The organism is Propioniciclava sp. (assembly GCF_047602245.1).
Classification (GTDB): Bacteria; Actinomycetota; Actinomycetes; order Propionibacteriales; family Propionibacteriaceae; genus Propioniciclava.
Map to the genome: position 1 here is coordinate 2,492,213 of NZ_JASGHT010000001.1, position 25,834 is coordinate 2,518,046.

At 67.7% G+C, this 25,834-nt stretch carries 24 protein-coding genes and 1 tRNA gene; 10 read left to right on the forward strand and 15 right to left on the reverse strand.

All coding sequences use genetic code 11. The features are described 5' to 3' along the window. Positions 1 to 8: 8 nt before the first annotated feature. On the forward strand, positions 9 to 824 hold the full coding sequence (locus tag QM708_RS11770; protein WP_415108563.1) for an isoprenyl transferase: 816 nt from the start codon (positions 9 to 11) through the stop codon (positions 822 to 824). Between the two features lie 72 nt (positions 825 to 896). Here the strand turns inward: QM708_RS11770 and QM708_RS11775 are convergent, their stop codons facing one another. Continuing rightward, positions 897 to 3,275, reverse strand: coding sequence for a TIM-barrel domain-containing protein (locus QM708_RS11775; RefSeq protein ID WP_415108566.1), 2,379 nt, complete (start codon positions 3,273 to 3,275; stop codon positions 897 to 899). A 70-nt stretch (positions 3,276 to 3,345) separates the two neighbouring features. On the opposite strand from QM708_RS11775, the gene QM708_RS11780 reads away from it, so the two are divergent. Further along, positions 3,346 to 3,897, forward strand: a complete 552-nt coding sequence (locus tag QM708_RS11780; protein ID WP_415108568.1) for a DUF4245 domain-containing protein — start codon at positions 3,346 to 3,348, stop codon at positions 3,895 to 3,897. A gap of 89 nt (positions 3,898 to 3,986) precedes the next feature. Here the strand turns inward: QM708_RS11780 and QM708_RS11785 are convergent, their stop codons facing one another. Then, positions 3,987 to 5,261: an SH3 domain-containing protein gene (locus QM708_RS11785; RefSeq protein ID WP_415108571.1), complete on the reverse strand. Its 1,275-nt coding sequence runs from the start codon at positions 5,259 to 5,261 to the stop codon at positions 3,987 to 3,989. Between the two features lie 268 nt (positions 5,262 to 5,529). Beyond that, positions 5,530 to 6,171 (reverse strand): hypothetical protein, encoded by a 642-nt coding sequence (locus QM708_RS11790; RefSeq protein WP_415108574.1) that lies wholly within the window; start codon positions 6,169 to 6,171, stop codon positions 5,530 to 5,532. A gap of 51 nt (positions 6,172 to 6,222) precedes the next feature. Between QM708_RS11790 and QM708_RS11795 the strand changes: the two genes are divergently transcribed. Beyond that, positions 6,223 to 6,298 (forward strand) — tRNA-Lys (locus tag QM708_RS11795). Between the two features lie 40 nt (positions 6,299 to 6,338). Here QM708_RS11795 and QM708_RS11800 read toward each other — a convergent pair. Both QM708_RS11800 and QM708_RS11805 read right to left on the reverse strand, forming a co-directional pair. After that, positions 6,339 to 6,674: a thioredoxin family protein gene (locus QM708_RS11800; RefSeq protein ID WP_415108577.1), complete on the reverse strand. Its 336-nt coding sequence runs from the start codon at positions 6,672 to 6,674 to the stop codon at positions 6,339 to 6,341. Between the two features lie 357 nt (positions 6,675 to 7,031). Then, positions 7,032 to 7,994 carry a hypothetical protein gene (locus tag QM708_RS11805; protein WP_415108580.1) on the reverse strand — a complete coding sequence of 321 codons (963 nt, stop codon included), beginning with the start codon at positions 7,992 to 7,994 and terminating at the stop codon, positions 7,032 to 7,034. A 377-nt stretch (positions 7,995 to 8,371) separates the two neighbouring features. Here QM708_RS11805 and QM708_RS11810 point away from each other — a divergent pair, with 377 nt between their 5' ends. Beyond that, positions 8,372 to 8,926: a hypothetical protein gene (locus QM708_RS11810; RefSeq protein WP_415108583.1), complete on the forward strand. Its 555-nt coding sequence runs from the start codon at positions 8,372 to 8,374 to the stop codon at positions 8,924 to 8,926. 341 nt (positions 8,927 to 9,267) lie between these two features. Here QM708_RS11810 and QM708_RS11815 read toward each other — a convergent pair whose 3' ends face one another. Both QM708_RS11815 and trxA read right to left on the reverse strand, forming a co-directional pair. Then, positions 9,268 to 10,707, reverse strand: coding sequence for a DEAD/DEAH box helicase (locus QM708_RS11815; RefSeq protein ID WP_415108586.1), 1,440 nt, complete (start codon positions 10,705 to 10,707; stop codon positions 9,268 to 9,270). Between the two features lie 253 nt (positions 10,708 to 10,960). Next, on the reverse strand, positions 10,961 to 11,386 hold the full coding sequence (gene trxA, locus QM708_RS11820; RefSeq protein WP_415108589.1) for a thioredoxin: 426 nt from the start codon (positions 11,384 to 11,386) through the stop codon (positions 10,961 to 10,963). Positions 11,387 to 11,507: 121 nt separating this feature from the next. Between trxA and QM708_RS11825 the strand changes: the two genes are divergently transcribed. Next, positions 11,508 to 12,980, forward strand: a complete 1,473-nt coding sequence (locus QM708_RS11825) for an NAD-dependent succinate-semialdehyde dehydrogenase (RefSeq protein WP_415108592.1) — start codon at positions 11,508 to 11,510, stop codon at positions 12,978 to 12,980. Between the two features lie 109 nt (positions 12,981 to 13,089). Here the strand turns inward: QM708_RS11825 and QM708_RS11830 are convergent, their stop codons facing one another. The 3 genes from QM708_RS11830 to QM708_RS11840 all read right to left on the reverse strand — a co-directional run bounded on the left by QM708_RS11830 (position 13,090) and on the right by QM708_RS11840 (position 15,389). Further along, entirely contained in the window at positions 13,090 to 13,416 is a 327-nt protein-coding gene (locus tag QM708_RS11830; RefSeq protein WP_415108594.1) for a DUF2200 domain-containing protein, read from the reverse strand. Positions 13,417 to 13,549: 133 nt separating this feature from the next. Beyond that, positions 13,550 to 13,765 (reverse strand): hypothetical protein, encoded by a 216-nt coding sequence (locus QM708_RS11835; protein WP_415108597.1) that lies wholly within the window; start codon positions 13,763 to 13,765, stop codon positions 13,550 to 13,552. A 319-nt stretch (positions 13,766 to 14,084) separates the two neighbouring features. Further along, positions 14,085 to 15,389, reverse strand: coding sequence for a restriction endonuclease (locus tag QM708_RS11840; protein WP_415108600.1), 1,305 nt, complete (start codon positions 15,387 to 15,389; stop codon positions 14,085 to 14,087). A gap of 179 nt (positions 15,390 to 15,568) precedes the next feature. Here QM708_RS11840 and QM708_RS11845 point away from each other — a divergent pair, with 179 nt between their 5' ends. After that, positions 15,569 to 16,594, forward strand: a complete 1,026-nt coding sequence (locus QM708_RS11845; protein WP_415108605.1) for a DNA cytosine methyltransferase — start codon at positions 15,569 to 15,571, stop codon at positions 16,592 to 16,594. After that, on the forward strand, positions 16,591 to 17,454 hold the full coding sequence (locus QM708_RS11850) for an NgoMIV family type II restriction endonuclease (RefSeq protein ID WP_415108608.1): 864 nt from the start codon (positions 16,591 to 16,593) through the stop codon (positions 17,452 to 17,454). Before QM708_RS11845 ends, QM708_RS11850 begins: the two co-directional genes overlap by 4 nt. Here QM708_RS11850 and QM708_RS11855 read toward each other — a convergent pair. Beyond that, positions 17,406 to 17,870: a very short patch repair endonuclease gene (locus QM708_RS11855; protein WP_415108610.1), complete on the reverse strand. Its 465-nt coding sequence runs from the start codon at positions 17,868 to 17,870 to the stop codon at positions 17,406 to 17,408. The genes QM708_RS11850 and QM708_RS11855 overlap by 49 nt on opposite strands. 706 nt (positions 17,871 to 18,576) lie before the next feature. Here QM708_RS11855 and QM708_RS11860 point away from each other — a divergent pair. Then, positions 18,577 to 19,824, forward strand: coding sequence for an ATP-binding protein (locus QM708_RS11860; RefSeq protein WP_415108612.1), 1,248 nt, complete (start codon positions 18,577 to 18,579; stop codon positions 19,822 to 19,824). A 689-nt stretch (positions 19,825 to 20,513) separates the two neighbouring features. Here the strand turns inward: QM708_RS11860 and QM708_RS11865 are convergent. Next, positions 20,514 to 21,932, reverse strand: coding sequence for a hypothetical protein (locus QM708_RS11865; protein WP_415108614.1), 1,419 nt, complete (start codon positions 21,930 to 21,932; stop codon positions 20,514 to 20,516). A gap of 210 nt (positions 21,933 to 22,142) precedes the next feature. Here QM708_RS11865 and QM708_RS11870 point away from each other — a divergent pair, with 210 nt between their 5' ends. Together QM708_RS11870 and QM708_RS11875 are read left to right on the forward strand one after the other, a co-directional pair. Further along, complete coding sequence (locus QM708_RS11870) at positions 22,143 to 22,802, forward strand: helix-turn-helix domain-containing protein (RefSeq protein WP_415108617.1); 660 nt, start codon at positions 22,143 to 22,145, stop codon at positions 22,800 to 22,802. Then, entirely contained in the window at positions 22,799 to 23,506 is a 708-nt protein-coding gene (locus tag QM708_RS11875; protein WP_415108620.1) for a hypothetical protein, read from the forward strand. The genes QM708_RS11870 and QM708_RS11875 overlap by 4 nt, the downstream gene beginning before the upstream one ends. Positions 23,507 to 23,696: 190 nt before the next feature. On the opposite strand, the gene QM708_RS11880 is transcribed toward QM708_RS11875, so the two are convergent. The 3 genes from QM708_RS11880 to QM708_RS11890 form a co-directional block, all read right to left on the reverse strand. Then, positions 23,697 to 24,443 carry a hypothetical protein gene (locus tag QM708_RS11880; RefSeq protein WP_415108622.1) on the reverse strand — a complete coding sequence of 249 codons (747 nt, stop codon included), beginning with the start codon at positions 24,441 to 24,443 and terminating at the stop codon, positions 23,697 to 23,699. Further along, positions 24,428 to 24,616 carry a hypothetical protein gene (locus QM708_RS11885; RefSeq protein ID WP_415108625.1) on the reverse strand — a complete coding sequence of 63 codons (189 nt, stop codon included), beginning with the start codon at positions 24,614 to 24,616 and terminating at the stop codon, positions 24,428 to 24,430. Before QM708_RS11885 ends, QM708_RS11880 begins: the two co-directional genes overlap by 16 nt. 456 nt (positions 24,617 to 25,072) lie before the next feature. Then, positions 25,073 to 25,816, reverse strand: a complete 744-nt coding sequence (locus tag QM708_RS11890; protein WP_415108627.1) for a GntR family transcriptional regulator — start codon at positions 25,814 to 25,816, stop codon at positions 25,073 to 25,075. Between the last annotated feature and the right edge of the window lie 18 nt (positions 25,817 to 25,834).

Consider the following 25,834-nt stretch of genomic DNA (forward strand, 5'->3'; position numbering starts at 1 on the left):
CTTCAGTCATGACCACCCCCCCCTGGAAAGACCGGCTTCGCGAGGCCGCAGAACGGCTGCGCCCGGCCGGGCTGCTGTACTCCACCTACGAGCAGCGATTATTCGCCGAACTCGACCGCGAGCGGCTGCCCCGCCACGTCGCCGTCCTCGCCGACGGCAACCGCCGGTGGGCCCGGCTGAACGCCCCCGACCGCCCGTTGGTGGCCGGATACCGCGCGGGGGCGGAAAAACTGCGCGAGTTCGTGACCTGGTGCGACGAGGCCGGCATCCAGGTGGTGACGTTGTGGGTGCTGTCGACCGAGAATCTCACCCGCCACACCGAGGATGTCGGCCCCCTCCTGGGGGTGATCGAGCGGCTGTTCGTCGAACTCGCCGGTTCGAAGCGCTGGCGGGTCAAGTGCGTCGGCGACGTCACGATGCTGCCCGAACGGATGGCCGCCAACCTGGCTCGCGCCGAGGCGTTCAGTGCCGGCAATGATGGCATGCAGATCAACGTGGCCATCGCCTACGGCGGGCGCCACGAACTGCGCGATGCGGTCCGTAAACTGCTCGCGGCCGAAGCCGAAAAGGGGACGCCGCTGGCGGAGGTCGCCGAAACCCTCGAGATCGACGACATTGCCGAGCATCTTTACACCGCGGGCCAGCCCGACCCTGACCTGATCATCCGGACTTCCGGCGAACAGCGGATGTCTGGGTTCATGATGTGGCAGTCGGCGCACAGCGAGTTCTATTTCTGCGAGGCTTTGTGGCCAGACTTCCGCCGCGTCGACTTTCTGCGCGCTCTGCGCAGTTATGCCAACCGAGAGCGCCGTTACGGGCGTTGACGCCCGGCGGCCGTGACCCGGGCCGGGGGAGCTCGGGCGCGGCGGTGAATCCCTCCGCCGCGCCCGCAGGCCTTACACCTCGGCGATCAGCAGTTCCGTGATCGCGTTCTTGACGTCGTCGGCGACCGGCAGCGCGGCGAGGGCCGCGAGGCGTCCGGCTGGTGAGGGCGTCCGGGTCAGCATGTCCCACAGCACATGCTTGTCGTCGTAGCGCACCTGCAACTGGTGGAGCAGGGCGAACACGCGGGCCTCAAGGCGCTGGTCGGACGGCCGCGGAGCCTCGGCGAAGCGCACGACGCGTCCCTGAGCGGGGTCGACGACACCCAGATCGAGGGTGAGCGTGCCGGTCTCCTCGTCGTAGCTGCTCTCCACACCGGGCGCCTGTGCGGGCGCGACACCGGTGATCGCCACCGTCCAGCGGCGCTCGGCGGGCAGCACGGCGGCGTCCCCGATCACCGGCGCGATGGTGAAGGTGCCACTCGCCTGCTCCCAGCGCAGCGGCGTCCGCGCGGTGACCGGCTCGGCCGCGTCGTCGTCCTCGTACAGCTCGAAGGATCCATCAGCGCCGGCGAACACCCGCACCTGCAGCGCGGCCGGGTTGCCGACGCCCAGGTCGTCGCCGGCGGTCAGCGGCACGATCGCGCCGGCCCGGGCCAGCACCGGGTAGGTCTCCAGCGGGCGGCCGAACTCGACGAACCGGCCGCCGGTGTAGCGCAGGCCGGAGTACCAGTCGGTCCAGGTGCCCGCGGGTAGCCAGGTGCGGACGCGGGCGCAGCCGGTGCGCCGGTCGGCCGGGGTGGTCAGCGGCGCGATGAGCAGTTCGCTGCCGAACAGGAAGGTCCCGGTGCTGGTCAGCACGGTCTCGGCGCGCTGATCCTCCCAGTACAGCGGACGGACCAGCGGCACCCCGGCGGCGTGCGCGCGCTCGTTCATCGTGTATAGGTAGGGCAGCAGCCGGTGCCGCAGCCGCAGGCTGTCGGCCATCACCGCGGCGGCGCGGGCGCCGAAGTTCCACGGCTCCTTGCCGGTGAACGGGCTCGCCGACGAGTGCAGCCGCATGATCGGTGACCAGACGCCCAGTTGCAGCCAGCGGGCCACCATCTCGTCGTCGCGCTCGCCCATCATGTGCCCGCCCAGGTCATGGCTCCACCAGCCGTAGCCGATATTGGACGCCGTGGCGGTGAAGTAGGGCTGGAAGTGCAGGCTCTCCCAGGTGGTGATCGTGTCGCCGGAGAAGCCGACCGGGTAGCGGTGCGACCCCGGCCCGGCGTACCGGCTGAAGGTGAGCGGACGCCGTCCGGTGCGCGCCGAATCGAGGAAGTGCACGTGGTTGAGCAGCCACAGCGGGTCGAGCCCGGGCATGCCGGACGCCCCGCCCTGCTGCCAGTCGAGCCACCAGAAGTCGACGCCGGCCTCCTCCAGCGGGTGCAGCACCTCTTCGAGGTAGGCGCGGATGAACTCGGGATCCTCGACGGCGAACGCGATGGCCTCCCCCGTGGCGGGATCGAGGCCGAGCCGCTTCGCCAGGCGCGGATAGGCGTCCTCGTGGCGGCGGATGCCGTCGGCCGGGTGCAGGTTGAGCGACACGGTCAGGCCGCGCTCGTGCAGGGCGGCCAGGAAGGCGTCCGGGTCGGGGAACAGGTCGGTGTTGAACGAGAACCCGGTCCAGCCCGAGCCGAGGCCGGGCTCGAGGTTGACCCAGTGCCAGTCCATGTTGACCACGGCGACCGAGAACGGCAGGTTCTCGGCGGCGAAGCGGTCCATCAGGGCCAGGTACTCCTCGGCGCTGTACTCGTGGTAGCGCGACCACCAGTTGCCCAGCGCCCAGCGCGGCAGCAGCGGGGTCGGCCCGGTGATCGCGTAGAAGTCGTCGAGCGCGCCCTGGGCGTCGTGGCCGTGACCGAACAGGTAGAGATCGATGTCGCCGACGCGCGGGGTGGGCCAGCCGTCGGCGTCCAGCGCCAGCGAACCGGAGTCGTCCAGCGTGGTGGAGCCGCGGGTGGCGAGCAGGCCGGGCTCGAGTGGCACGGCGCCGTCGGCCTCGTCGAGGGTGCGCGCGGTGCCGCCCAGGTTGCCCTGCAGCCAGGCGGGTTCGCGCGGCTGAACGGGAAGGTCGAGCCCGTAGTGCCACTGCGAGTGATTCTGGGCGCCGACGAGTTGGCGGACGGTCAGCCCGCCCGCGCTGAAGCGCGCGCCGTCATAGTCGAGCTGCAATGCCTCGGTGGTGAGCCGCAGGCCGTCGCCGGAGCGTGTCACTTGGAACGGCACCGGCGGCAGGGCGCGGTTCCACACCACCTGGGTGGGGCGATCCTCGAACACGCCGTCGTCGGACCATTCCAGCCGCAGCAACCGCGGCGTCAGCACGGTGATGCGCCAGTTTGGCCCGCTCACCACCTGCGCGGGATCGGCGATCGGACGAGTCTGGGGAATGTGGGCGGTCGCGCGCGTCATGGGCCCTTGCTTACGGCACGCGGTGCTCACGGGGCAAATGAGGCCTGGGTTCCGTGGGAAGATTCCCCTCATGGCCGCACCGCGCAGAAACGCCACCGTTGTTCAGATGATCGTGGCGATGCTGGTGATCTTCATCCCGGCGATCCTGATCACCCGGCTGTTCACGATCGACCCCGAGCCGCCGGTGAACCCGATCGACTGGCGCCCGGTGGCCCAGGCGGCCGCCGACGAGGCGTCGTTCGCGGTGGTGGCGCCCGAGAACCTGCCGGAGAGCTGGGTGGTGACCCGCGCACGCTGGATCCCCGCAGGCCAGCGCGGCATCGGCGGCGATCCGGTGCCCGCCGACACCTGGCAGTTCGGCGTCCTGACGGCCGAGCGGTCCTACCTGGGCCTCGACCAGCGCGGACCGGCCACGCCGGTGTTCGTCGACGACGTCACTCGCCGCGGCAAGGTGGACGGCTCCTCCCAGGCCGGTGGCCGCACCTGGGAGCGTTACGTGTCCGAGGACGGCCGCACCCATTCGCTCGTGACCACGTCCGACGACACGGTGACCATCGTCAGCGGTGACCTGCCCTACGAGGCGCTGGAGGCGTTCGCGTCCACCCTCGCGCCGGTGTCCTGAGCGCCTGCCTCACTCACGACCGTCTGAACCGAACGACCCCGCCGACCAGAAGGTCGGCGGGGTCGTGACGATGAGGCGTCCGGCTCGGTTCAGGACTTGAACGAGACGTGCACGTGGTCGTAGTGGTTCTGGGTGACCGAACCGCGGTTCTCCATCCAGCGCCATCCCCGCTGCGGGTAGGCGGCGTTCCATTGCTGCTGCCGCCAGATGATGTAGCTGACGTTGTACTTCGCGGCGTTCGCCTGGAAGTCAGCGGCGATCTTGTCGCCCAGGTCGACGCCGGTGGAGGATCCCCAGTTCGGGACCATCACGTCGATCGCGCGGCCGTTGGGGTGGTCGGAGGAGTAGGCGCTCCCCGAACGCCAGCCGCCGATCGTCCGGATCGCCGGATAGGAGTCGATGACGTGCTGGGCCGCGACCTTGGCGTTGTTCTTCAGGCCCGAGTATCCGGGCAGGCTGACCGAGGTGTTCATCGGAGTCAGCGAGGCGGTCGGCGGTGAGGACGACACTCCGGGCGCCGTCGAGGTGGTGTACGCCCGGAACACCCAGCGCGCGGCGCCGTTGTAGATCACCTGCAGGCGGTCCCCGGCGACCACACCGGTCGTCTTCAGCTCGGTGCCCCGGCGGAGGGTCGCGACCACGGCGCTGTTCGGGCTGGAGGTCGCCCGCACGTAGAGCGATTCCACGTCGACCCACACGCTGCCCGTGACGGCCGGGGTGCTCGGCACCGACGGGCCCGACGTGGTGGCGCTCAGGTAGCGGGTGGCGATCCAGCGGCGCTCGCCCTGGTGAATGATCTCGGTGTAGTCGCCCGACGTCGCACCGGTCGTGTCCACCACCGAGTACGCGGGCAGGACGCCGTCAGCGGCGTGCTTGATGCTTCCGCCCACCCGTAGGTAGAGATTGGCAGTGGTGCGCACCTGGCCGGACACCGGTGCGGAGGAGCCGCTCGCCGCGCCGCGGGTCAGGTAGGAGGTCGAGATCCAGGCGGCCGAACCGTTGCGGATCACCTCGGTCCATCCTCCCGACGTCTTCCCCGTCGTCGGGAGGGTGGTGCCCTTGGCGGCGACCCCGAGCACCGTGTGACCGGTGCCGGGGCCCGAGCGGACGTTGACCGCCGCGATCGTGGTGGCCGACCCGGACGCGGTGGGCGACGAGGACGCGGAGGAGCCGGAACTGGTGCCGGTGCTCTTCAGGTACGTCTTAGACACCCAGCCGGTCTGCCCGGAAGTAGTAGTTACTTGGTACCACCCCCCGCTGGTCTGGCCGGTGGTGGTGACGGCCTGTGACGGGGCGAGCACGGTGAGCACGCCATGCCCGGTTCCGGGACCGGAGCGCATATTCACCCAGGTGGTCGCAGCCATTGGCTGGCTCGCGAACGCCTGGTTGCTGAACACTACTCCTGCCGTAGTCAGCGTGATGAGTGACATTCCTACGCCTGCTGCCATCAGCTTCAGGCGGCCTGTTCGTCTCACTGGTGGAACTCCCTTGTTTCATCGGGGTACGACCCGCCCGCTGCGGTTGGCCACGACCATGGAAGCCCGTGTGCCGGGGGAGTTCAAGCGGAAATGGCGATGAGGCTAAGGAACTAGTCGAAAAGGCTGAGAAACCTCAACGAGAGGTTGAGGTTTCTCAGCCTTGAGTGTTGGCTGAGAGCTCGCTCGCGTCGTCGATGACCCATGACTGATCGAGGTCGGCCACCCATGCGGTGGCGGCGCCCCACGCCTGGGCGGGCAGCCACCCCGCGCGCAGGTCGGCGTCCGGCACCACCAGACAACCGCAGGCCTCGGCGGCCCGCGGGAGCAGTGCTGGGTCGGCGTGGATCGGCAGCGTACGCACCCTCTCGGTGAGCAGGTTGGCACGCAACATGCCGAGTGTCTCGGTGCTGAAGTCGGGCGCGACCAAGACCAGCGGCCGCTCGTGTTCGCGGGCCTGGGCGAGGAGAGGAATGAGCAGGCGGTCGTCGCTCAGCGCGGCGTCGGTGACGAGAACCAGCGGGTGGCCCGCTACGGCGAGGTTTCGTGCCGGGTGGGTGAGGAAGGCCGGATCGGCGACTCCGGCAGGCAGTGTCGGTACGGCTGGGCGCCGGGCGAGCAGGGGGTCGACGGAGGCGTCGTCCGTGGCGGCGCTCGTGGGGAGCTTGGCGAGGTCTTCCTCGGTGGTGAACCCCTCGCCGAGCCGGCGGTAGCGGCGGCGGTCCCACCACCAGCCGGCGGCGATCACGACGACGCCGAGCGCCAGCACGACCGGGATTCCCCATTGCGGCGGCGTCATGGTGCCAGCGTACGTGCGCACTGCGGCGACCGGTCCTAGACTGTCTGGCCGGGGCCTATAGCTCAACTGGCAGAGCAGCGGACTTTTAATCCGCGGGTTCTGGGTTCGATCCCCAGTGGGCCCACCAGAACGTCATGGTTCACACCGACGACGTCACCGGGGTGCGGTCAGCTGCTTGGCCTGGATGCCAGTTCGCGGAGCGCGGTGGTGATCGGCTCGGCCTTGTGCGGGCGGACGAGGCGGGTCACCTCCACGCCGTCGCGCAGGAAGACCAGCGTCGGCCACAGCTTCACCCGGAACGAGCGGCCCAGACAGCGCCCCGGTCCATCCTCGACCTTGACCACCCGCATCTGGGGGTACTCGGCGAGCGCCGTCTCCAGCGGACGGTGCGCCGCCCGGCAATAGCCGCACCAGTTCGTCCCGAACACCAGCAGGGTCGCGCCCGGCATGGTGTCGATGTCGGCGCGATCGGGTTGTTCCTCGCGGTAGCCCAGCGAATCCATGGCGGCGAGCCTACGTCAGGCCCCGAGCGTGGCGAAGGCCGGTCTTTCCTCGGTGGACTCGAAGGCCCCGAGGGGAGGTGGTCGCCTCCGAGGCTGCTCTGCCGGAGCCGCTCTGTCCGGGGCCACTCGGCCCGAGGCCCCTGCCCCTCCTGGCGACTCGAGAGCCTCGAGGAGATGGATGGCTCACGAATGGTCGTTCTCAGCCGGGTCGGAGCGGCACCGGTAGCTATGGGCCAAGAAGTGGTCGGTATGAGCTGGTGGATGAGGCGTCATACCGACCACTTCTCGGCCCTTGCGGCTGTCGGGCCTGATCTGTGCCCTGAGAACGACCACATCTTGGTCCTTACCCGTGAGGCCTCAGAGGCCGAGTGCTCGGGCGATCCGATCCATGACGATGTGCGGCTTGTGCATGATCTCGCTGACCTGCCAGCGCACCACGTCGTAGCCGAGGTCGCGCAGCACCTGCTCCCGGCGCTTCTCGGCGGCGTACGCCGCGGGATCGCGGTACTTGATCGTTCCGTCGCACTCGCCGACGAGACCAGGGCCGTTCCGGTGGGCCGGACCCCGCCAGTAGAAGTTGGGGTGGAACCGCCCGGCCGGGGTGCGGATCTCCTTTTGGCATTCCGGCCTCGGCAGGCCGGCCAGGATCATGTGTCCGGCGGAGAGCGACTCTCCCGGAGACTCGCGCAGGGCATCGATCGCGTCGATGGCCGTGACCAGCCGCGATCCACCGCGTCGGATCGCGGCCGAGCGCCTGACGAGATGGCGTGCCTCCTCGACCAGCCGGGGTGCGCCGTAGTGCTGGCGCCGGGGGTTCGTGACCATCGAACCGATGATGATCCGAGCCGCGGCGTCCAACAGCACCAGCGCGCCGGGTAGTTCCTCATCGAGCGCCAGGTCGACGGCGGTCCGCGCAGGGCTGGTGACCGGGTACCCCTCGTCGTCGGTCTGCACCTCACCGGCCTCGAGAACACCGCGGTGATGATGCGTGACCGACCGCATCTGGGAGCGGTGGTGTTCGGGTGGGAGCGTGATCGAGGGAGGGGCCTCCCACCAGTTGCCGGGATTCGTCGTGGGCAACCCCCAGATGGTGGCGGCTGACTGGTGACTGATTACGGCGTCCGGGTGGACCGTCACCTCTGCGCGAGCGCGGAGCACGTGCTGCTGGGCGGGGTCATCGGGCCAGCGATCGGCCGAGAGCAGGACGCCACGGCGCACGACGGCGAGTCGGCCGGCCGCGACCTGTGTTCGCAGCATCCGTGGCGTGGCGCCCGCTTCGAGTAGTGCCTGCCGGGTGGTCGGCCGAGGCGGAAGCGGCATGGGGGTAGGTGTACGCACAGGACCACTGTGCTGTGTGACAAGGTCGCCATGACACCCGGGGCCGCGAGATTGTGGATAACTTCTCCGGCGACGCCCACTGAACCGGTGGTCTCGACTCCGGTGGTGCCGGCTGAGTGGGCGGTCTCGACTCCGGCGGCACCGATCGAACGGTGCTGATCGAACCGGTGTTTTCGACGGTTCGGCTCCGCGGCGCCGAGGCGGACGGTGCGGCGGCGACCGCGTAGCTCCGGGCCGCGCTTTATCGCCGACCGTGGGTGCATGAGAATAAAGTCTGCGGTCGCACTCGAAATTCAGGTTTGAGTCGCTATTGTTCTTGGCGTACGCGGGGCGCATTCTCGACCGAGAGGAGCATGGTGATGGACGACAAGGGCTGGGCCGCCGGATATGAGGCTGCCGCCGAAGTCGCCGCCCATGCGCACGTGGTCTCGTCGGGAAACTGGTCGCCCAACCGGATTCGTCCGGTGATCGCCGAGGATCTACGCCATCTTCAGTCGTTTGGCCGGCTCCCGCGCGTGGCTTGCCCCTTCCCGGTCGAGAGTGCGTCGCGACGCCGGCCCCCAGTGACGTCTCTGCTTGTCGGAGCCGTGATTGGTGCTCTTCTGGGGATCATCGCCAGTGGTGTCGTCCCGCATGCGCAGGCACTGCAGGGAGCTACCCAGGCGATGGCCGGTGTCGATCTCGGCTGGCCGGTCGCCGGTCTGCTTCTCGGCGTGTTCGCCGGCTGGTGCTGGGCTGTGTGCCCCCGCAAGGCCGAGTCGGCTCGATATGCGGATCATGCCGTGAGCCGGGCGAGGATGAGCGAATATTGGAGTCGTCGTGAGAAGGTCCGCTCAGAGTTGGAACGTGGCGTCATCGCACCTGCCGAGGCGGCTGCTCGAATTACCCAATATTGGGGTATCGACTGCGTCTAGTTTTCATTGCTAATGCGATGAAATCGCATAATCCGGCCTCGCACCCGTTCGCCAGCATCCAGGTCTCTAGGGCAGCGGCAGCCCTCCGTTCCGGCCGTCCTGAACGTCGTACGTCTATCCCGAACCCCGTCGGCGTACGGACGTCGTGAGCATCTCCGCAGTCTCGTCCGCAGGAGGTGGGGGAGCCTCAGCGTTGGTCTTTGGTTCGAACTCAGACCATGAACCAGCACTGGCGCGTCTGGCTGGCTGGGTGAGGGCGGAGACAGGCGTCGCCGGTGGTCGGGGTTGGGCCACCGGCGCGCTGAAGGCATTCTTCGGCGCCGAAGCGCCGCGTGAGTGGGTTATCCGCGGCGTGCGCGCCGGCGGCGCCGGCCGGTGGGCTCGGTCGCGGGCCGTCCGGCACCTGCGGCGTCGGGACGCCCGGCCGGTGCGCTGGTGGGGCGCCCTCCGTTCTTGGCCGGGGCGGTGCGGGCCGCCTGCTTGGGGGTGGCGCCGCGCGGCTTGGAGCCGGTGCCGCGCGCCTGCTTGGGCACGGCGCGGGCGGCCTCCTGCGGAATGTCGGACGCCGCCACGGCCGCGGCGGGCTCCCCGGCCACGTCGAGGACGCGCTGATCGCCGGGCTGGATCGGGGTCGGCTGCACCGAGATCTTGGCGGCCCGGGCCAGGCCGGCGAAGTCCTTGCGCTGCTCGGGAAGCACCAGCGTGACGACGTCGCCGTCGTGACCGGCGCGCGCCGTCCGGCCGGAACGGTGCAGGTACGCCTTGTGCTCGGCCGGCGGATCGACGTGCACCACGAGTTCCACGTCGTCAACGTGGATGCCACGGGCGGCGATGTCGGTGGCGACCATCACCCGGACGCGCCCGTCGGCGAACGCGCGCAGGCCGCGCTCACGCGCATTCTGGGACAGGTTGCCGTGCAACTCGACCGCCGGGATCCCGCTCGCGGTCAGGTCGCGCGCCAGCTTGCGAGCCTGGTGCTTGGTGCGGGTGAACAGCAGCCGGCGCGAACGCCCCGAGGCCAGCTCGCGGACGACCGCGCGCTTCTGTGAGGCGTCCGGCACCAGGAAGACGTGATGGCTCATCGCGGTGACCGGCGACTCGGCGCCGTCCACGCTGTGCAGCAGCGGCTTGGTCAGGAACTGGTTCGCCAGCTTGTCGATGCCGTTGTCGAGCGTCGCCGAGAACAGCAGCCGCTGGCCGCCGCGCGGGGTGGCCTTGAGGATGCGGGTCACACCGGGCAGGAAGCCGAGGTCGGCCATGTGGTCGGCCTCGTCGAGCACGGTGATCGCGACCGCGTTCAGGCGGGCGTGACCTTGGGCGATCAGGTCCTCCAGGCGTCCGGGAGTGGCGATGACCAGGTCGGCGCCGGAGCGCAGGCCCTGCACCTGGCGGCCCTGGCTGACGCCGCCGAAGATGGTGATGGCGCGCAGCCCGGCGGCCTGGGCGAGCGGCTCGATGGTGGCCATGATCTGGTTGGCCAGCTCGCGGGTCGGGGCGAGCACGAGTCCGCGCGGCGAACCGGGCTGGGTGCGCCGGGGCAGGCCGGACGCCGACGGCACCAGTCCGGCGAGGCGGGCGACCAGCGGCAGCGCGAAGGCGAGGGTCTTGCCCGAGCCGGTGCGCCCGCGGCCGAGCACGTCGCGCCCGGCGAGCGTGTCGGGCAGGGTCGCGACCTGGATCGGGAACGGGCTGGTGATGTCGCGCGCCGCCAGCGGAGCGAGCAGCACGGGCGGGACGCCCAGCGAGTCGAAGGACGCGCGGGCGGTGACAGTTTGTGACACGAAGAAAGACTGCTTTCGAAGAAGGATGCACCACGGTCCAAGTCCGCTCGCGTTCATCGGCGTGGACGCCGGCGCGGTGCGGAAGCAGGTGCGATGCCGGGGCGACGATGGTCGCGCCCTTGGTCCAGTATGGCACGGGCGGAGCGCGCGGCCGGAATCGCTCCCTCGCCCCGCGTGCTCGGCCGCATCCGGCGTGGCGTGCTCGACCGCTTTCTGTGGAGGCGGTGCGCGTCGAGATCCCGGCCGTGATGGGCTACCCGCCGAGGTAGGCGTCCACGTGCTGGCGCATCACGTGCTCGGGCTGGGCGCCCACGATGCGGTCGACCACTTCGCCGTCGCGTAACAACACCAGGGTGGGGATGCTCTGGGCTCCGTAACGGGACGCCGTGCGCCGGTTGTCGTCGACGTTGACCTTCACCACCTTGAGGCGTCCGGCGTACCGCTTGGCGAGCCGTTCGACGATAGGCCCGACCATGCGGCAGGGGCCGCACCAGGGTGCCCACAGATCGACCAGCACCAGCTGATCGGTGGCGGTGGCGGACGCGAAGGTGTCGTCGCTCGCGTTCACCAGCCATGGCAGGGGAGCGTGGCATTTCGCGCACTGGGGGCATCCGGACGCCGCCGCGGGCACTCTGTTCTTGGCGCTGCATGCGGGACAAGCGACGATGCTTGAACTCATGGGTCCAGCGTAGACGCTCAGCGGCACCGGACGCCGCGCGCCGGCGGAGCCTGGGGGTCTCCTCGGCGGGTGGCGCGGCCGCTAGGGTGCACGTGTTCCTGCCTGCCCGAGGAGATCTGAGATGACCGAAGCGAGCGACCGCGTGGCCCAGGTGCTGGCCGGCGTCCCCGTCGACCTGCTGCTGGACGGTCAGTGGCAGCCCCGCGAGCAACGCTTCGCGGTGATCAACCCGGCCACCGGCGCCGACTTGGCCCTGGTGGCGGACGCTTCCGTCGGCGACGCGCTCGCCGCACTGGACGCCTGCACGCGCGTCGGTGGTGAGTGGGCGCGGACGACCCCGCGGCAGCGCGCCGACATCCTGTGGCGGGCCTACCAGCTGATGCTCGACCGCATCGACCAGTTCGCCGCGCTGATCACCCTCGAGATGGGCAAGCCGCTGGCCGAATCCCGCGGCGAGGTGCTGTATGCCGCTGACTACGTGCGCTGGTTCGCCGAGGAGACCACGCGCATCCACGGCGAGTACCGGGTGGCGCCCGCGGGGGACACCCGCATCGTCACCATGCGCCAGCCGGTGGGTCCGTGCCTGCTGATCACGCCGTGGAATTTCCCGCTCGGCATGATCGCCCGCAAGGTGGCGCCCGCGGTCGCCGCCGGATGCACGATGATCGTGAAGCCGGCGCACCAGACCCCGCTCACCTGCCTGCTGATGGGCTTGGTGTTCGTCGAGGCGGGCGTCCCCGCCGGGGTGCTGCATGTGCTGCCGACCAGCCATTCGAGCCGGATGTCGGAGGCGCTGCTCGCCGACCCGAGGCTGCGCAAACTGTCGTTCACCGGGTCGACCGGCGTGGGCAGCACCCTGCTCAAGGGCGCGGCCCGAAACGTGGTGCGCACCTCAATGGAGTTGGGTGGCAATGCGCCCTTCATCGTCTTCGACGACGCCGACGTCGGCCAGGCGGTCGAGGGCGCCATGGTGGCCAAGTTCCGCAACGGCGGGGAGTCGTGCGTGGCCGCCAACCGGATCCTGGTGCAGGCCGGCGTCGCCGAGCGGTTCACCGCGGCCCTGGAGGAGCGGATGCGTCAGGTGGTTGCCGCGGACGGCCTCGACCCGGCCGCCACGGTGGGCCCGATCATCACAGACAAGCAGCGGCGTCATGTCGACACCCTGGTGAAGGACGCCGTTCGTTGCGGTGGAGAACTGCGGCTGGGTGGCGTGGCGCGGCCCGGCGACGGCTACTTCTACGAACCGACGCTGATCACCGGAGTGCCGCTGACCGCGCGGATCGCGCGCGAGGAGATCTTCGGCCCGGTCGCCGCCGTCACGGTGTTCTCCGAGGAGAGCGAAGCCATTGCGATGGCCAACGACACCGAGTTCGGCCTGACCGCGTTCGTGTTCACCAACGACCTCAACCGTGCCTTCCGGGTGGCCGAAGCCCTCCAGACCGGCATGGTCGGGCTGAATCGTGGCCTGGTGTCGAACGCCGCCGCCCCGTTCGGCGGCGTGAAGGCGTCCGGGATCGGCCGTGAAGGAGGCTTCGAAGGGATCAACGAGTACTTGTCGACCAAGTACATTGCCCTCGACGCCGCCAGGTTCTGAGGGCGTCGATCCGCTCGCTGATCACCAGCTGGAGCGAGCGCCGCCAGCACTTCGTCGAGGGACGCCTTGTCGACCCCGTCGGGTGACCTGTGTGGGGTGCTCCTGCGGGTCAACTGCGGAGGATCGACGCCATCTTCTTGCCGCGCGCCAACTCGTCGACGAGCTTGTCCATGTAGCGGATCTTCTGCATCAGCGGATCCTCGATGTCCTCGACCCGGTAGCCGCAGATGACACCGGTGATCAGCGAGGTGTTCGGGTTCATCTGCGGTGCCGCGGCGAAGAACTCCTCCAGGGTCACCTCGTCCGCGATGGCCTTCTGCAGGCCGGCCTCGTCGTAGCCGGTGAGCCAGGTGAGCACGAGATCGAGATCGTCGGTCGTCCGGCCCTTCTTGGTCACCTTCTCGACGTAGAGCGGATAGATGCTCGCGAACGGCATCCTGAAGACTCTGGACAGATTGTGCGCCATGGGTCCGAGTGTCGCACGTGGGGCGCTCAGGGCGAGCGGAAGACGCTGTGGTGTTTGGCTTGAGCCGTCGAAGGTCAGTGGTGAATGCGGGGAACGCCGAAAATCACGGCTGGTGGTCCGAGGGAACGGGCTGCTGTGCCATGTCATCGAGATAGGCGAGGAAGTCTTCGGCGTCCTCGAACGTCGTTACCTCACCGGCGGTGAGGAACTCCTCGACCTTGCGCTCACGCTCCTGCCAGCGCTCTTCCCAGAACCATGCCTGGTCTGCGGGGAAGGGCAACACCGGGCGCTTTTGCTGTGCTGCGTCCGTTCCGGTCATGGGGCAAGAGTAGGCGCAGGTCCGCAATGCAGCGATACCGTAACCGCGGGAAGCTGGCGGGTTGCTCTGGGCTGGGGGGCATCGATTCGCCGTGCTGCCGCTCGTGCTATTTGACCACGATGTTAGCTTCCGGCCAGTAGCCGTCGACTGGTAGTCGGACGTAGCGTCCGCTAATTCCTGGGTCGCCGAGCAGCCAATCGAACCGATGCTGACGACGACCGATCTCGCCAAGAACCTGGTCGTAGCGGCCGGCGGCGTGGCTTCGTCGCTGGCGTCGCGTCCCATCGCCGAGCTAAATCGGGTCGGGGAGGGCGGGCTATTAGAGAGGTGCTGCGCCCGCGGTGCCAACACGGCGAGTATGCGTGCAGTGGTCTTGCATCGGTATATCGACGGCGACCGTCATGGCGTCCATTTCGGTGATATCAACGCGAGCTCGTTGATCCTGATCGACTGGGAATTTCAGAGCCAAGTACTCGTGCAGCGACTGTTCGGTCGCCAGTCCCATCCGTTTGAGGATGCGGACGATGTCCTGCCCAGTCATGAATACAACAGGGTGTTGGTCCTCCCTGACCTCGCGGTACGCCTGGGACGCGACGAATGCCGTCGTAACAAACACTCCAAACTGGCGGTGCTTGATGCGAGAGATGAGGCGGCTGACCATGCGAACGCCAACACCGCCACCGTTCGGATCGAAGCACTTGGCTTCGAGCGCAAACTCGAGTCGTACGGGATCCTCAACGGGCCCCAGCCGGTACTCGCCGATGGCGTCCCGCCCGCCGTCGCGACTGGGGCGCGTCACCTCGATGGAGGCGACATGCGGGTCGGACTGAACCCACATTTCCGCAGCGAAGGTCTCGAACTGCACGGGATCTGCTGCGAAATGCTGGTGCACCTTGACCGCCATCCACATGTCCTCCGGCTTGGGTAACTGCTCTGCCTTGCTACGGATCGTGACGTTCCTCGGAGCTTCGAGCGCCCGGTAGATGCGAGCATGCACCCAGGCTCGCCACTCAGGTGGGCAGGCTGGGCCCATCGTCTTGCCAGCCAGTATCTCCGTGATCCAGTTGCGCGACACGCGGCTCGTCTGGAGCACAGTGAAATGGGAGCGGTAGTTCTGGAACCTCAGGTTCTGGGTCGTGCGCCAGACGGCCACGAGTTCTTCGTCGCTGGTCAGACGAGGCGGACCGGGTGCGAGGAGGCCCCGGAACCTGACGTCTCGTCCGCTAACTCGTTCAAAGAGGAAGAGGGGAGGAACGCGTCCGCGGTCAGCTGCCTCAGCGCGCGACGCGGCGAAGATATCTCGGAGGAGGCGGTTGCCTCCGCGAGGTGTGTCATGGAGGTCCTTGCCGGGCTTCCGGTTGTCGCCGTAGTAGGTGAAGTCCCCGGTGGTCGGCTCAATGTGATCGGGCCAGTCGACCTCTGTGCCGGATGTATACAACACGACAAGCCGGACGGTTCTCTTGGCGACGCTCCCGCTGAACCGGAAGCCGCCCTGGTTGCCGACCGGCAGCAACTTCGCGATCGCGTCGTCGCCCATGCTGCCGAGTGTCCCGCCTTGGTACACGCGGTCCAGGATGAGGTCAGCGGTTGCGAGGTCGGTGAACGGGATGATCTCCTCCGGCATGGGATCATCCTGCCAGTTGGTCTGGCGCGAGTCTGCACCGTTGGTCTGAGATCGATGGAAGAGATGCCTGATCATGCGCTTGACAAGGTATTTCAGAATTGTCGGAGGGCTCGCCTACGCTATGCAGTGCGCCGAAGGGCGTGAAGCTGCCTTGCAGGTGTCTTGAGAGGAGGACGGCGATGGCGCTGACGTCGCTCGAGATATGTGCGGGGGCGGGCGGTCAAGCGCTCGGCCTAGAGCAGGCCGGGTTCGACCACCTAGCGTTGGTCGAGATCGACACTCACGCGTGCCGGACGCTTCGTACGAACCGGCCGGAGTGGAGAGTGGAGCAGGAAGACCTCCTCGACTGGCGCCCGTCCGCTGATCTCCGGGGGCAGGATCTTGACCTGCTTGCAGGCGGCGTCCCCTGCCCACCTTTCTCGAAGGCGGGTAAACAGCGTGGCGCCGACGATGAACGTGATCTCTTCCCGGCAGCGCTCACGCTCGTGAAGTTGCTTCAGCCGCGAGCCGTGATGCTTGAGAACGTCCGTGGCCTGCTGGATCCGGTTTTTGCCGACTACCGCCGCCACATCCTCGATCAACTGGCGGACATGAACTACGTCGGCGAGTGGCGGCTGCTCCATGCATCTGATTTCGGTGTGCCGCAGTTGCGCCCGCGAGCCATCCTGGTCGCGCTTCGCGAGCAGTACGCGCCCCACTTCGTGTGGCCGGAGGGCTCTGGTGATGCGCCGACGGTGGGTGAAGCTCTCAAGGATTTGATGGGGGACGCGGGGTGGCTCGGTCTGGCCGAATGGTGTGAGAAGGCGAGGACGATCGCCCCCACGCTCGTCGGTGGTTCCAAGAAGCATGGTGGTCCCGATTTGGGACCCACGCGTGCGCGGCGGGCGTGGGCCGAGCTCGGCGTCAACGGGAGCACGATCGCGGAGGCTGCTCCGGATCGCGACTTCGTCGGGATGCCTCGTCTCACCGTGAGGATGGCTGCCCGTTTGCAGGGCTTCCCTGACGACTGGCAGATCACCGGCGCCAAGACGAACGCCTACCGCCAGGTTGGCAACGCCTTCCCACCGCCTGTGGCGAGAGCAGTGGGCAAGGCCATCGCGGACGCGCTGAAGGCCGGGGATGCTGCTGGTGTGGGAACACCGGTCGCACTGCCTATCCGGACGCCGCATCCGCTGGTCGCGGAGCTTGCGCGGGAGTCGGCGTGACCTCCCTTCTCACCCGGTCCCGGCAAGAGTTCCACCATTCACTGGTAAATGACCAGACGTTATGCGTTGATGCCAAAGGGGTTGCTTCTAATGCCGACGGCGGTCAGCGGACGAGCCGGGCCATTGCAGCCCACATGGCTGAAGCGCTGGGTGCGGCCACCGTTGAAAGCAAGCTTTCCGGGCAGACGGCCGGTGACCAATTCGAGATTGCTGTGCGCGAGTTCCTCTATGCGACGGTCGGCCAGTTCCCGATGCTCAGGCCCGGGCGCTGGGATGTGCATCGTGTCGGTGGCCAGCGCGCTGTGAACCATGTTGCGATGTTCGAGCCCTACCGTCATCTGGACGAGTTGGCTCGTGCGATTCAGGCGACGCCTGAGCTGGCTTCGGTGCTGGGCAACAGCTACGACATCTCGCCGGACGTTCTGGTGACCAGAGAACCTGAGCCTGACGCGGTGATCAATGAGTCCGATGACCTCGTCGATGACCAGACTGGACGACGCTCGATCATCCGCGAGGCGAACCAGGACGTGCGGATCCTTCACGCGGTGGTCTCATGCAAGTGGACGCTTCGCTCTGACCGAGCCCAGAACGCCCGTAGCGAGGCGCTGAACATCATCCGAAATCGTAAGGGCCGCACTCCACACATCGTGGTGGTGACAGGCGAGCCAACTCCGTCGCGACTGGCGTCTTTGGCGTTGGGTACGGGCGACTTGGACATGGTGTACCACTTCGCCTTGCCGGAGTTGATCGACGCGGTGGACGCCTGTGGGAACGACGAGGCAAAGGCGATGCTCGACATGTTGGTGAACGGTCAGCGTCTGCGAGACATCGCAGATCTGGCCTTGGATCTGACGGTCTGATCGCGAACCGCTTCTCGGATGTTGTCGACGACCTCGGTCGTGTCCTGGTGCTCCCAGAAGCGCAGCACGATCCAGCCCGCCTCGCGAAGCCGCGCGTTGGTATCGGCATCGCGAGCGATGTTGGTGGCGATCTTCGCTGGCCAGTAGTCGACATTGTGGTTGAAGCTTGATCGGCCATGCTCTGGGCATCCATGCCAGAAGCAGCCGTCAATGAACACGGCGATGTGCGCCCGGGGGAAGACGATGTCAGCGCGCCGCCGGAGACCAGGGTCGGGTGCGATCCCCACTCGATAGCGAAGCCCGAGCTTATGGAGCGCCCGACGGACAGCAAGCTCAGGCTTGGTGTCCTGCGAGCGGATCCCCTGCATGTTGCGCCGTCGTCCCGGGCTTGAGGCCCATGAATCTGCGCCAGGCATGCCACTACTTTAGGACGCCCGCTTCCGGTGGTGGCTCGCACATCCCCCCAACAGCCGCGCGGGATCGACAATATGAGGAGCGGTCATCGTGATGGTTCCTAATCGAGAGTGCTGGGAGATGTTCACCCGAAGAATCACGCGATGGCCGCGCCCCGTCCCGGCGACATGCCGGAGACGATCACACGAACCGCGCTACACCACTATCAGGGACGCAACTCGCGCGAGGCGTCGAGCCGCCGTCCAAGTCGATGCGTGCCAACACCAACAAGCTTCTCCTTGGCTTGGAGGCGGACGCCGAAGCCTGGTCGCTCGTTGGCGCGGACACCGTGCATCGAGCGGTCCGAGGAGTTCGGGTTCACGTCCGTCCGGGCTGGGAGCCGCCCGCGTTCGCGTTCCCGCAGCGGTATCGCGGACGGCGTCCCATGGGCAGGTAGGGGGCATCGTCGACGTCGAGCCAGTTGCTCGGATCGACCCGGCAGCTAGTCTGGTTGACGTCATCTCGGGGCACTGGTCTACGAGGGCGTGTTCGTCTTGTCGGGGCGCATCGGCTCCACCGCGCTCGTCCCAGTCGAGTGCACGGCTGGCGGCGGATCTCCAGGCAGAGGCTGGAAAATCCTCAAGTTCGAGATGGCAAACCTCCAAGCGGCGTCTGGCAAAACTCCAAGTAGGGCGTGGTGAATCTCCAAGTTTGCGGTAGGATCCCCGCATGTCCGATGAGGTTGTCCGTCACCTCCTGCCGCTGTGTCGAGAGGTGTTGGAAGACACGCCGATCCTTGTCCTGCAAGGGGCGAGACAGGTGGGAAAGTCGACGCTGGCGCGCCAGATCGCCGGGTCCTCGGCACGGCACGTGACGCTCGATGACCGGCTCACGCGTGGGTTCGCGCAGGACGATCCCGAGCAGTTCGTCCTGCAGAACCCAGGAGGGCTACTGGTCATCGACGAGGCCCAACGGGCACCTGAACTCGCGTTGGCGTTGAAGGCGACGGTTGACGCCGACCGTCGCCCCGGCCGCTTCCTGCTGACTGGTTCGGTCGATCTGCTGCAGACGCCCGGTCTGGGGGACTCGCTTGCCGGTCGCAAGGAGACCGTCCGCGTGTACCCGTTCAGCCAGGGTGAGGTGGAGCGCCGATCGCGTCCCGAAGACTTCGTGGCCTGGGTGGCCGCCGGCGCGGAGGGCGGCATCGATACGACCGGTGACTTGCCGAGCCTGGTGACCCAGGGCGGCTTTCCCGAACCCGTGAAACGAGGTCCTGGACGCCGTGCCGACCGTTGGTTCGCCGACTATGTCGACACCCTCGTTCAGCACGACGCGACCGAACTCAGCGATGGGCCGTTCGCAGACCACCTGTTGTCCACGCTGCGCTGGTTGGCGGCGCAGGGCCAGACCGAACTGGTGAAGGCTCGTCTGGCACGGCACCTGTCGGTCTCCGAGAGCACCGCGGACCGCTACCTTCGGCTGCTCTGGAGCATGTTCCTCGGTCAAACGTTCCCGTCGTGGGGGCTCGGAACCCTCGGACGTGAGACGCGGCGTCCCAAGGTGGGTCTCCTCGACACCGGACTGGCCAGCCATCTGTCTGCCTTCACGGCTGAGCGGGCAACGTCGATCGGCGGTCGAGAGTACTTCGGGACGCTGCTGGAACAGTTCGTCGGTGGTGAGCTCACCAAGCAGGCCGAGTGGAGCGCGCAGCGCTATCGCGTCTACCACTACCGGCATCGCTCGACCGAGGTCGACTACGTGGTCGAGCTAGCGGACGGATCGGTGCTCCTGATCGAGGTCAAGGCCTCCCGAGGCGTGGACGCCTCAAGCTGGGAGCAACTGTCCACGCTCAAGGCCGAACTCGGTGACCGCGTCCGTGCGGGTGTCGTGTTGCACACCGGCCCGCACGTGGCCCACCTGCGCGGGTGGCTGCACGTCCTGCCGATCTGGGCGTTGTGGCGGCATCCGGCTGGGTAGCCCACGCCCGCCCCGGCATGGTCCAGGGTCAACTGTGGCTGCGAAATGCTCGGCGCGGTAGGTGGAGGACGCCTTGACCTCGATCGCGATGGCCCGGCCATCGAGGGCGGGGTCCGAAACGAACGACTTGGGGCGACCGATCCCGCGCTTGGTCAGGTTCGGCGTCCCGCGAAGGCGTCGCGTCTGCCTACCGGACGGGAGTTGCGCCGCATCGCGGGTGAGAACTCGCTGCAAATGACTGTCGAGCCACGTTTCCCAGTCTGACCGTGACGGCAGCAGTCCAGGTGTACGGCGACCCCGGCGGCGTCCGCAACCGGGACTTGTGCCACTTCACCCACGGTGGGCCGCAGCGCGCTCCGATAGCTGAGTCGATGTCGCCCCGCGTTTCCCCGCCGTATGAGAGGGACGCCGAGGCGCCGGTTTCACAGCCTGGGCGGGCGGCAGCCACAGGACAGAGCCTGACCAGGAACGAGCCGGCCATCCTCAAGGTGCTCGCCGATCGAGGGGCCGCGTCCCTCCGGGAGTTGCAGGTGGCGACCGGGCTGACCGTGAACCAGGTGCGTTATGCCCTCGCGCACTCACTTGATGCAGGCCTCGTCGAGATGAGTGGAAGCCAGGGGCGACAGGACACCGTGTACACACTGGCGAAAAGTGCAACTATGACTGGGGATTCATAGTCATAGTCTGACTCACGGCAACCGCTGGGCGTCCAACTCTCGCATGAGGGCTGAGCGGCGCCGGTATTGCTCGCGGAGGAGGCGGATCTCCGCGTCGATCTGCTCGCCCAGGCCGGCTGCCGCGTAGAGGCGTCGCATGGTGGCCAGTGTGCGGGCGATGCCGGGGTAGAGGCGGGTGTTCGGGGTGACCAGGCTGGCCATGAGCGACGGCCGGTACAGGTCGGCCGCGCGCCGCGGATGGGTCGACTCGGACGCCGCCGCGAGTGCTTGCCACTGCCGTCCCGGTCCATACTCATCTGCGGCGGTCCAGGCGCGGTCGAGGTCATCGTCCGCCAGCGCGAAGCTGACCAGCAGCGCGCCTTTCTCGTGCGGGGCGGACGCCGCCACGACGCCGATCGCCCACGCGCGTTCGGCGTCCGCGCGGCCGAGGCGTCCGGCAATGTCGCAGAGAATCCGGTAGGCGTCGAGGCTGGGGCGTCCGCTGAACAGGGTGCGTAGCATCGTGAGAGCGTCGTCCGCCCGGTCGTGGGCGAGGTAGAACTCGGCGACGTCGAGGGCGCCCAGTTGTCTGCCGGATGCGCCCCAAGCAGAGACGGCGTCGGATTCGACGGCGCGATCGATCCATGCCGCGACCTCGTCCTCGCGCCCTGCTGTGCGGAGTCGCCGGACGATACCGCCGTAGTCAGCCCGGTCGGGCCGACTCAGAATGCGGATCGCCTCATCGACATCGCCGTCATGGTCGGCCAACTCGAGTTGCATGCGGCGTATCTCCCCAAGGGCGCCCCACTCGTCCGTGTCCTCGTACGTCAGCGCCAAGAGGGAAACCGCCGCGCGGTAGGCGTCCATCGCCTCGTCATCGAATGCGTCCACGAAATCGCTCAGCGTCACCTCGGGCCAGCCGGGCGAAGGGACGCGGAACGTGGACAGCCAGTACGCCAGTTGGACCCGGTTCGGATTCCCTTCCCGGCAGGCCCGCGCGTACAAGTCGAGCGCCTGCTGGCAGGCGTCACCGATCTCACCATCGGAATCGTCTGCGCGCTCCACCAAGTCCCGCAGCAGGACGGTCGCCTCGAGGAGGGCGGGAGCCACGGCGTCCGCTCGCCCCGAATCGAGTTGATACTCCAGTTCGGTCAGCACCTCAGACGCCGCCGCTGCGACGGTGTAGGCATCGTCGTAGTAAATGACCTCCCCGAACGCGAGTTGAGCCCGGACGCGGGCGACGTACTGATCGGCGAGGGCCATGCCGTCGTTCGCGTCGGGGATCTCGCGGGCGGCGCGGGCTTTGACGAGGTGGTATCCCTCGGTGGTCGTCGTCGCCAGTTCGAGCGCGAGCATGCGGACGTCCGCTTCGTTGAGCGAAGCCAGGTACGCGTCAACCCCTGGATCGACCTGATGCTCGCGTCCTGCTTCGTCCCAAAGGACCTTCGCCATGGTTGCTCCCGAGTCGTATGTCGTTGGATGCCTGAGGCTGGATGAGCGTCGCTCCTATCGTGGCGTCTCAGCAGCCGTGAAGCGCTTGAACTTGCGGACTTTCGGAGCCAACGTGCCGGTCTTCCGGTGGCAGCGTTCCTTGCCGACCGCTACGCAGGAGGAGTTGCCGATGTGTAGCCATAATAGGATCGTTGTCACTACTATTGTGTCATGTCGTTGATGTCGACTTCGGAAGCGGCTTCTGCGCTGGGTGTGCAGGAAGTCCGTGTGCGGCGCATGCTCAGCTCAGGGCAGTTGGCGGGTTGCAAGGTAGGCAAGGTCTGGATTGTGGATCGTGCTGCTGTCGAGGCGGCCGCGGATGCGCGCCGTCTCGCGGGGCGTCCGATGTCTGCGGTGATGGCGAGGGCGATGATCGACCTGATCGGTCAGCACCTCGGTGCATCACCCGGGGCTGCTTGGTCGGCGGTGGAACATCGTGGGCGTACGCGTCTCAGCGACCATCTTCGACGGCTTCTACTGGCCGACGATCCGGCTCCGCTCTTGCGATCGTGGCTGCCGCATCGGTCTGAGCGGCGTGTCTACGCGTTCAGGGGCGAGATGGCGGAGTTGTTGGGGGATGCTCGCGTTGTTCCTGGGGGATCTCATCATGCCGAGCTTCCTCTGTCCGGCGGGCCTGCCGATCTGCACGTCGCGCAGTCCGACATCGACGATCTTGTATGGGAGCACTTGCTCGTTGCTGATCCCGCGGGTGACGTCATCGTCCATGTCGAGCCCTCCGTGCGAACCGATCTTGCCGCCTGTCTGGTCGACATCGCCCAATCCGGCGGGCCACGCAATGACGCCGTGGTGGCGGAGGTCTTGGCTCGATGAGCGTTCAGATTCCAGCGAGCGTTCCTGCTGTCCAGCGCGAAGTCTGGCAGCTTGCCGGGCGCCTCTTCGCGGAGGTCCCGAACGGTTGGACCATCGTAGGGGGTCAGATGGTCCAGTTTCACGGCTGGCGGATGGGTGTGGTTCCAGGCCGCGTAACGACCGACCTTGACGCTGGCATCGCTGCACGCAGCCACCCCGACGCGTTCCCGGTGTTGACCGCCGCGCTTCAGGATCTTGGACTCCGCGCCGTGCAACACGACAGTGGCATCGAGCATCGGTGGGTTCGAGACAGCGAGACTCAGCCGGGTGCATCGATCCAAATCGACGTGTTGCTGCCGTCGAACCTCGGGCAGCGCGCCAGGCGGTCGATCAACGGTGCCCCCGGCGTCCAGTCCAGGGGCGTCCAGTGGGCAACCGATCTATCCGAGGTTCATTCCGTGCGGGTTGGGCAGGATGTCTTTGAAGTCCCCGTTCCCGGCCTTGTTGGAGCGCTTGTAGCCAAGGCATCTGCGCTGCTCAACTCATCGGACGTGCGTCCGCGGCGGCACCTTGATGACCTGTCGTTTCTCTGTGGACTGGCGCGGCCTTCGGACTTCCGGGTGGAACTTGCCGCGTCGCAGCGCGCCCGACTGGAGCAGGCACTTCGGCGGCTGTCCGCTGACGCGCCTGGCGTTGCGATGGTCCGCTTGGCACTTGAGCGCTGACCACGCCTTTGGTGCTGGAGTCGGAACCTTCGGAGCTGGCGCGGACTTGACCATTGTTCGGCAACGGTAGCCCCTAGCCCGGGGGCGGCCTGGCGTGCGGCCGTCCGGCCTCAACTTGTGGATTTTCGGAAGCGAACTTGCGGATTTTCGGCAGTCAGTGTGAGGGATTGTTGGCGCCTCTTGTCCAGCGCTACTGCTCCCTTGGCTGGAGCAACGTGCACGCGACGGCGGCGCGATGCTCAGGTGTGGTGAGGCGTCCGGCGAGGCTGTGTACGACGCTCATGGTCGGACGGCTCGATTCGTTGAGCGCGAGGTCGAGGCGTCCGTTGGTCACGCCCCAGCCGATCGAGCCCATGATCTCGGCGGCATCACTCAGGCTCGAGTACCAGTCCCTGCCCGCGGCGACGAACAGGAGCGCCACGCTGCCGGCGTCCGCTTCGTGCCGTTTGCCGAGCGGCAGGCGTGACGAGATGTGTGCCATGAGGGCGGAGGGGTTCCCACTGAGGCGGCGAGCGGCCGCGGTGCGGGTGAGCTTGCCCTTGGCCTTGCGGAGCAGGCCGAGCGCTGTCGCCGACTCCCGCAATTCCAGGACCGGCAGCGTCATGTCCTCACGATTGCCCTTGCCGATCCAGCGCCCGTCCAAGCCGAGCTGGGTGAACAGTGCTTCGACGATGCGCGGTGGCAGGTATCCGGCCGCGGTGAGGGTGAGGCCGTCCCCGACATCGTCGAGCAGCAGCTGATACCCGCGGACGGCGTCTGCGATCTGAGCTTCGGCCAGCGGCGGGCTGGCGAGGGCGTCTCGCACCAGCGCGGCCACCGGTGACAGCGGGGAGGCTCCGGTCTTGACGAGCAGATCGAGCAGGATCGGAGGAATCTCCGAGGCCGACAGCGGCTCGGCAGTGAGCGCGTCGTTGACCTCATCTACCGAGAAGGCCACGGGGTGTAGGCGGCCTTCTTGTTGCGCTTGCGCAGCAGCTTGAGCGGCTCCGGGGCGAACGGGTCATCTATGGACGCCCTGAGCGAAGCGATCCACTGCCGGATGTCGGCGAGGTTGGGTGCACTGGGCTGTTCCCCCGATCGGGGGAACGGAATCACGTTGTCGTTGCTCACTACCGATCTCCTCCAGGGCGCAGGTGCATTCACCCTAGTCGTCCGGCCTGAGCTGGGCCGAGGTGAGGCCGGAGTCCGGCGTGTCAGAAAAATCCCGGAAAAAACTTCTGGGTTCGCGTCATCATCGGCGTCCGGGTGGGTCTTCTTGGATAGGCGGCCTTCGGGGGAGGGTCGCACTGCAGGCGGCGTGGTCGGGGAGGACAACGCTGTAGGTAAGACGTTACTCGGGGGAGGGACGTCGCGGGAGGGCGTTGCGGTAAGGCAACTGCTTGCAGAGGTGGAAGACGCCTCGTTGGCCCGGAGTTGACAGCACTCCGGGCCAACGTCACGCCTGGGCTTGTTTCCCCCCCCGTGGATGATGGCGTCGTCACGCAACGTTCCGGCGCGCGGCGCTCAGGGTATCGCCCCGCGCCGGTCGGGGGCGCCGCGCCAACGGTGGAATGGGCGCCGCCGTGGTCAGTGAGCCAGGGGTGGCAACTCGACGGTGAACTGGGCGGTGATGCTGTAGCGCTCGGGGACGTAGCGGCTCTCGGTCCATTCGAACGCGGCGCCGGTCACGTCACGGATGAGGCGGCGCTCCACGAGCAGAGGCGATCCGCGCTTGACCGACAGGTGTTCGGCGTCGTCGGCGGTGGCGAGTTCGGCGGTGATGGTGCTGGTGCCGGTGGCGGGGATCACGCCCTGCGCGATCAGCGCCTCGTGCAGCGAGCCGTTCGCCAGATCGGCCTCCAGGACGCCGGCGCAGCGCTCGGTCAACGTGGTGCGTTCCAGGACCAACGGGATGTTGTCGGCCAGGCGCAGGCGCCGGATCGTCACCACGCGACTGCCCGCGGCGGCGTCCAATGCGCGGGTTTGCGCGTCGGTCCCGTCCGCGAGCCGTGCGTCGAGCACGGTTGAGGACGGATGCAGGCGGCGGGCGGTCATCTCGGCGGAGAAGCCGCGCAGATTCGTCAGCTGGCGGTCGACGACGGGTGCGGCGACGAACGTCCCGCGCCCGGGTTCGCGGTAGACGAGGCCGTCCTGGACCAGCTTCTGCACCGCGGCCCTGGCGGTCATCCTGCTGACGCCGAACTCGGCGCACAGATCGGCGTCGCTGGGCAGTGCGTCGTGCGGCTGCAGTGCGGCGATGCGCGCGCGGAGGGCCTGCTCGATGGCGAAGTAGCGCGGCGTGAACCGGTCGTGACGGCCAGTCGATGTCACGTTCCACCTCCGAGAATC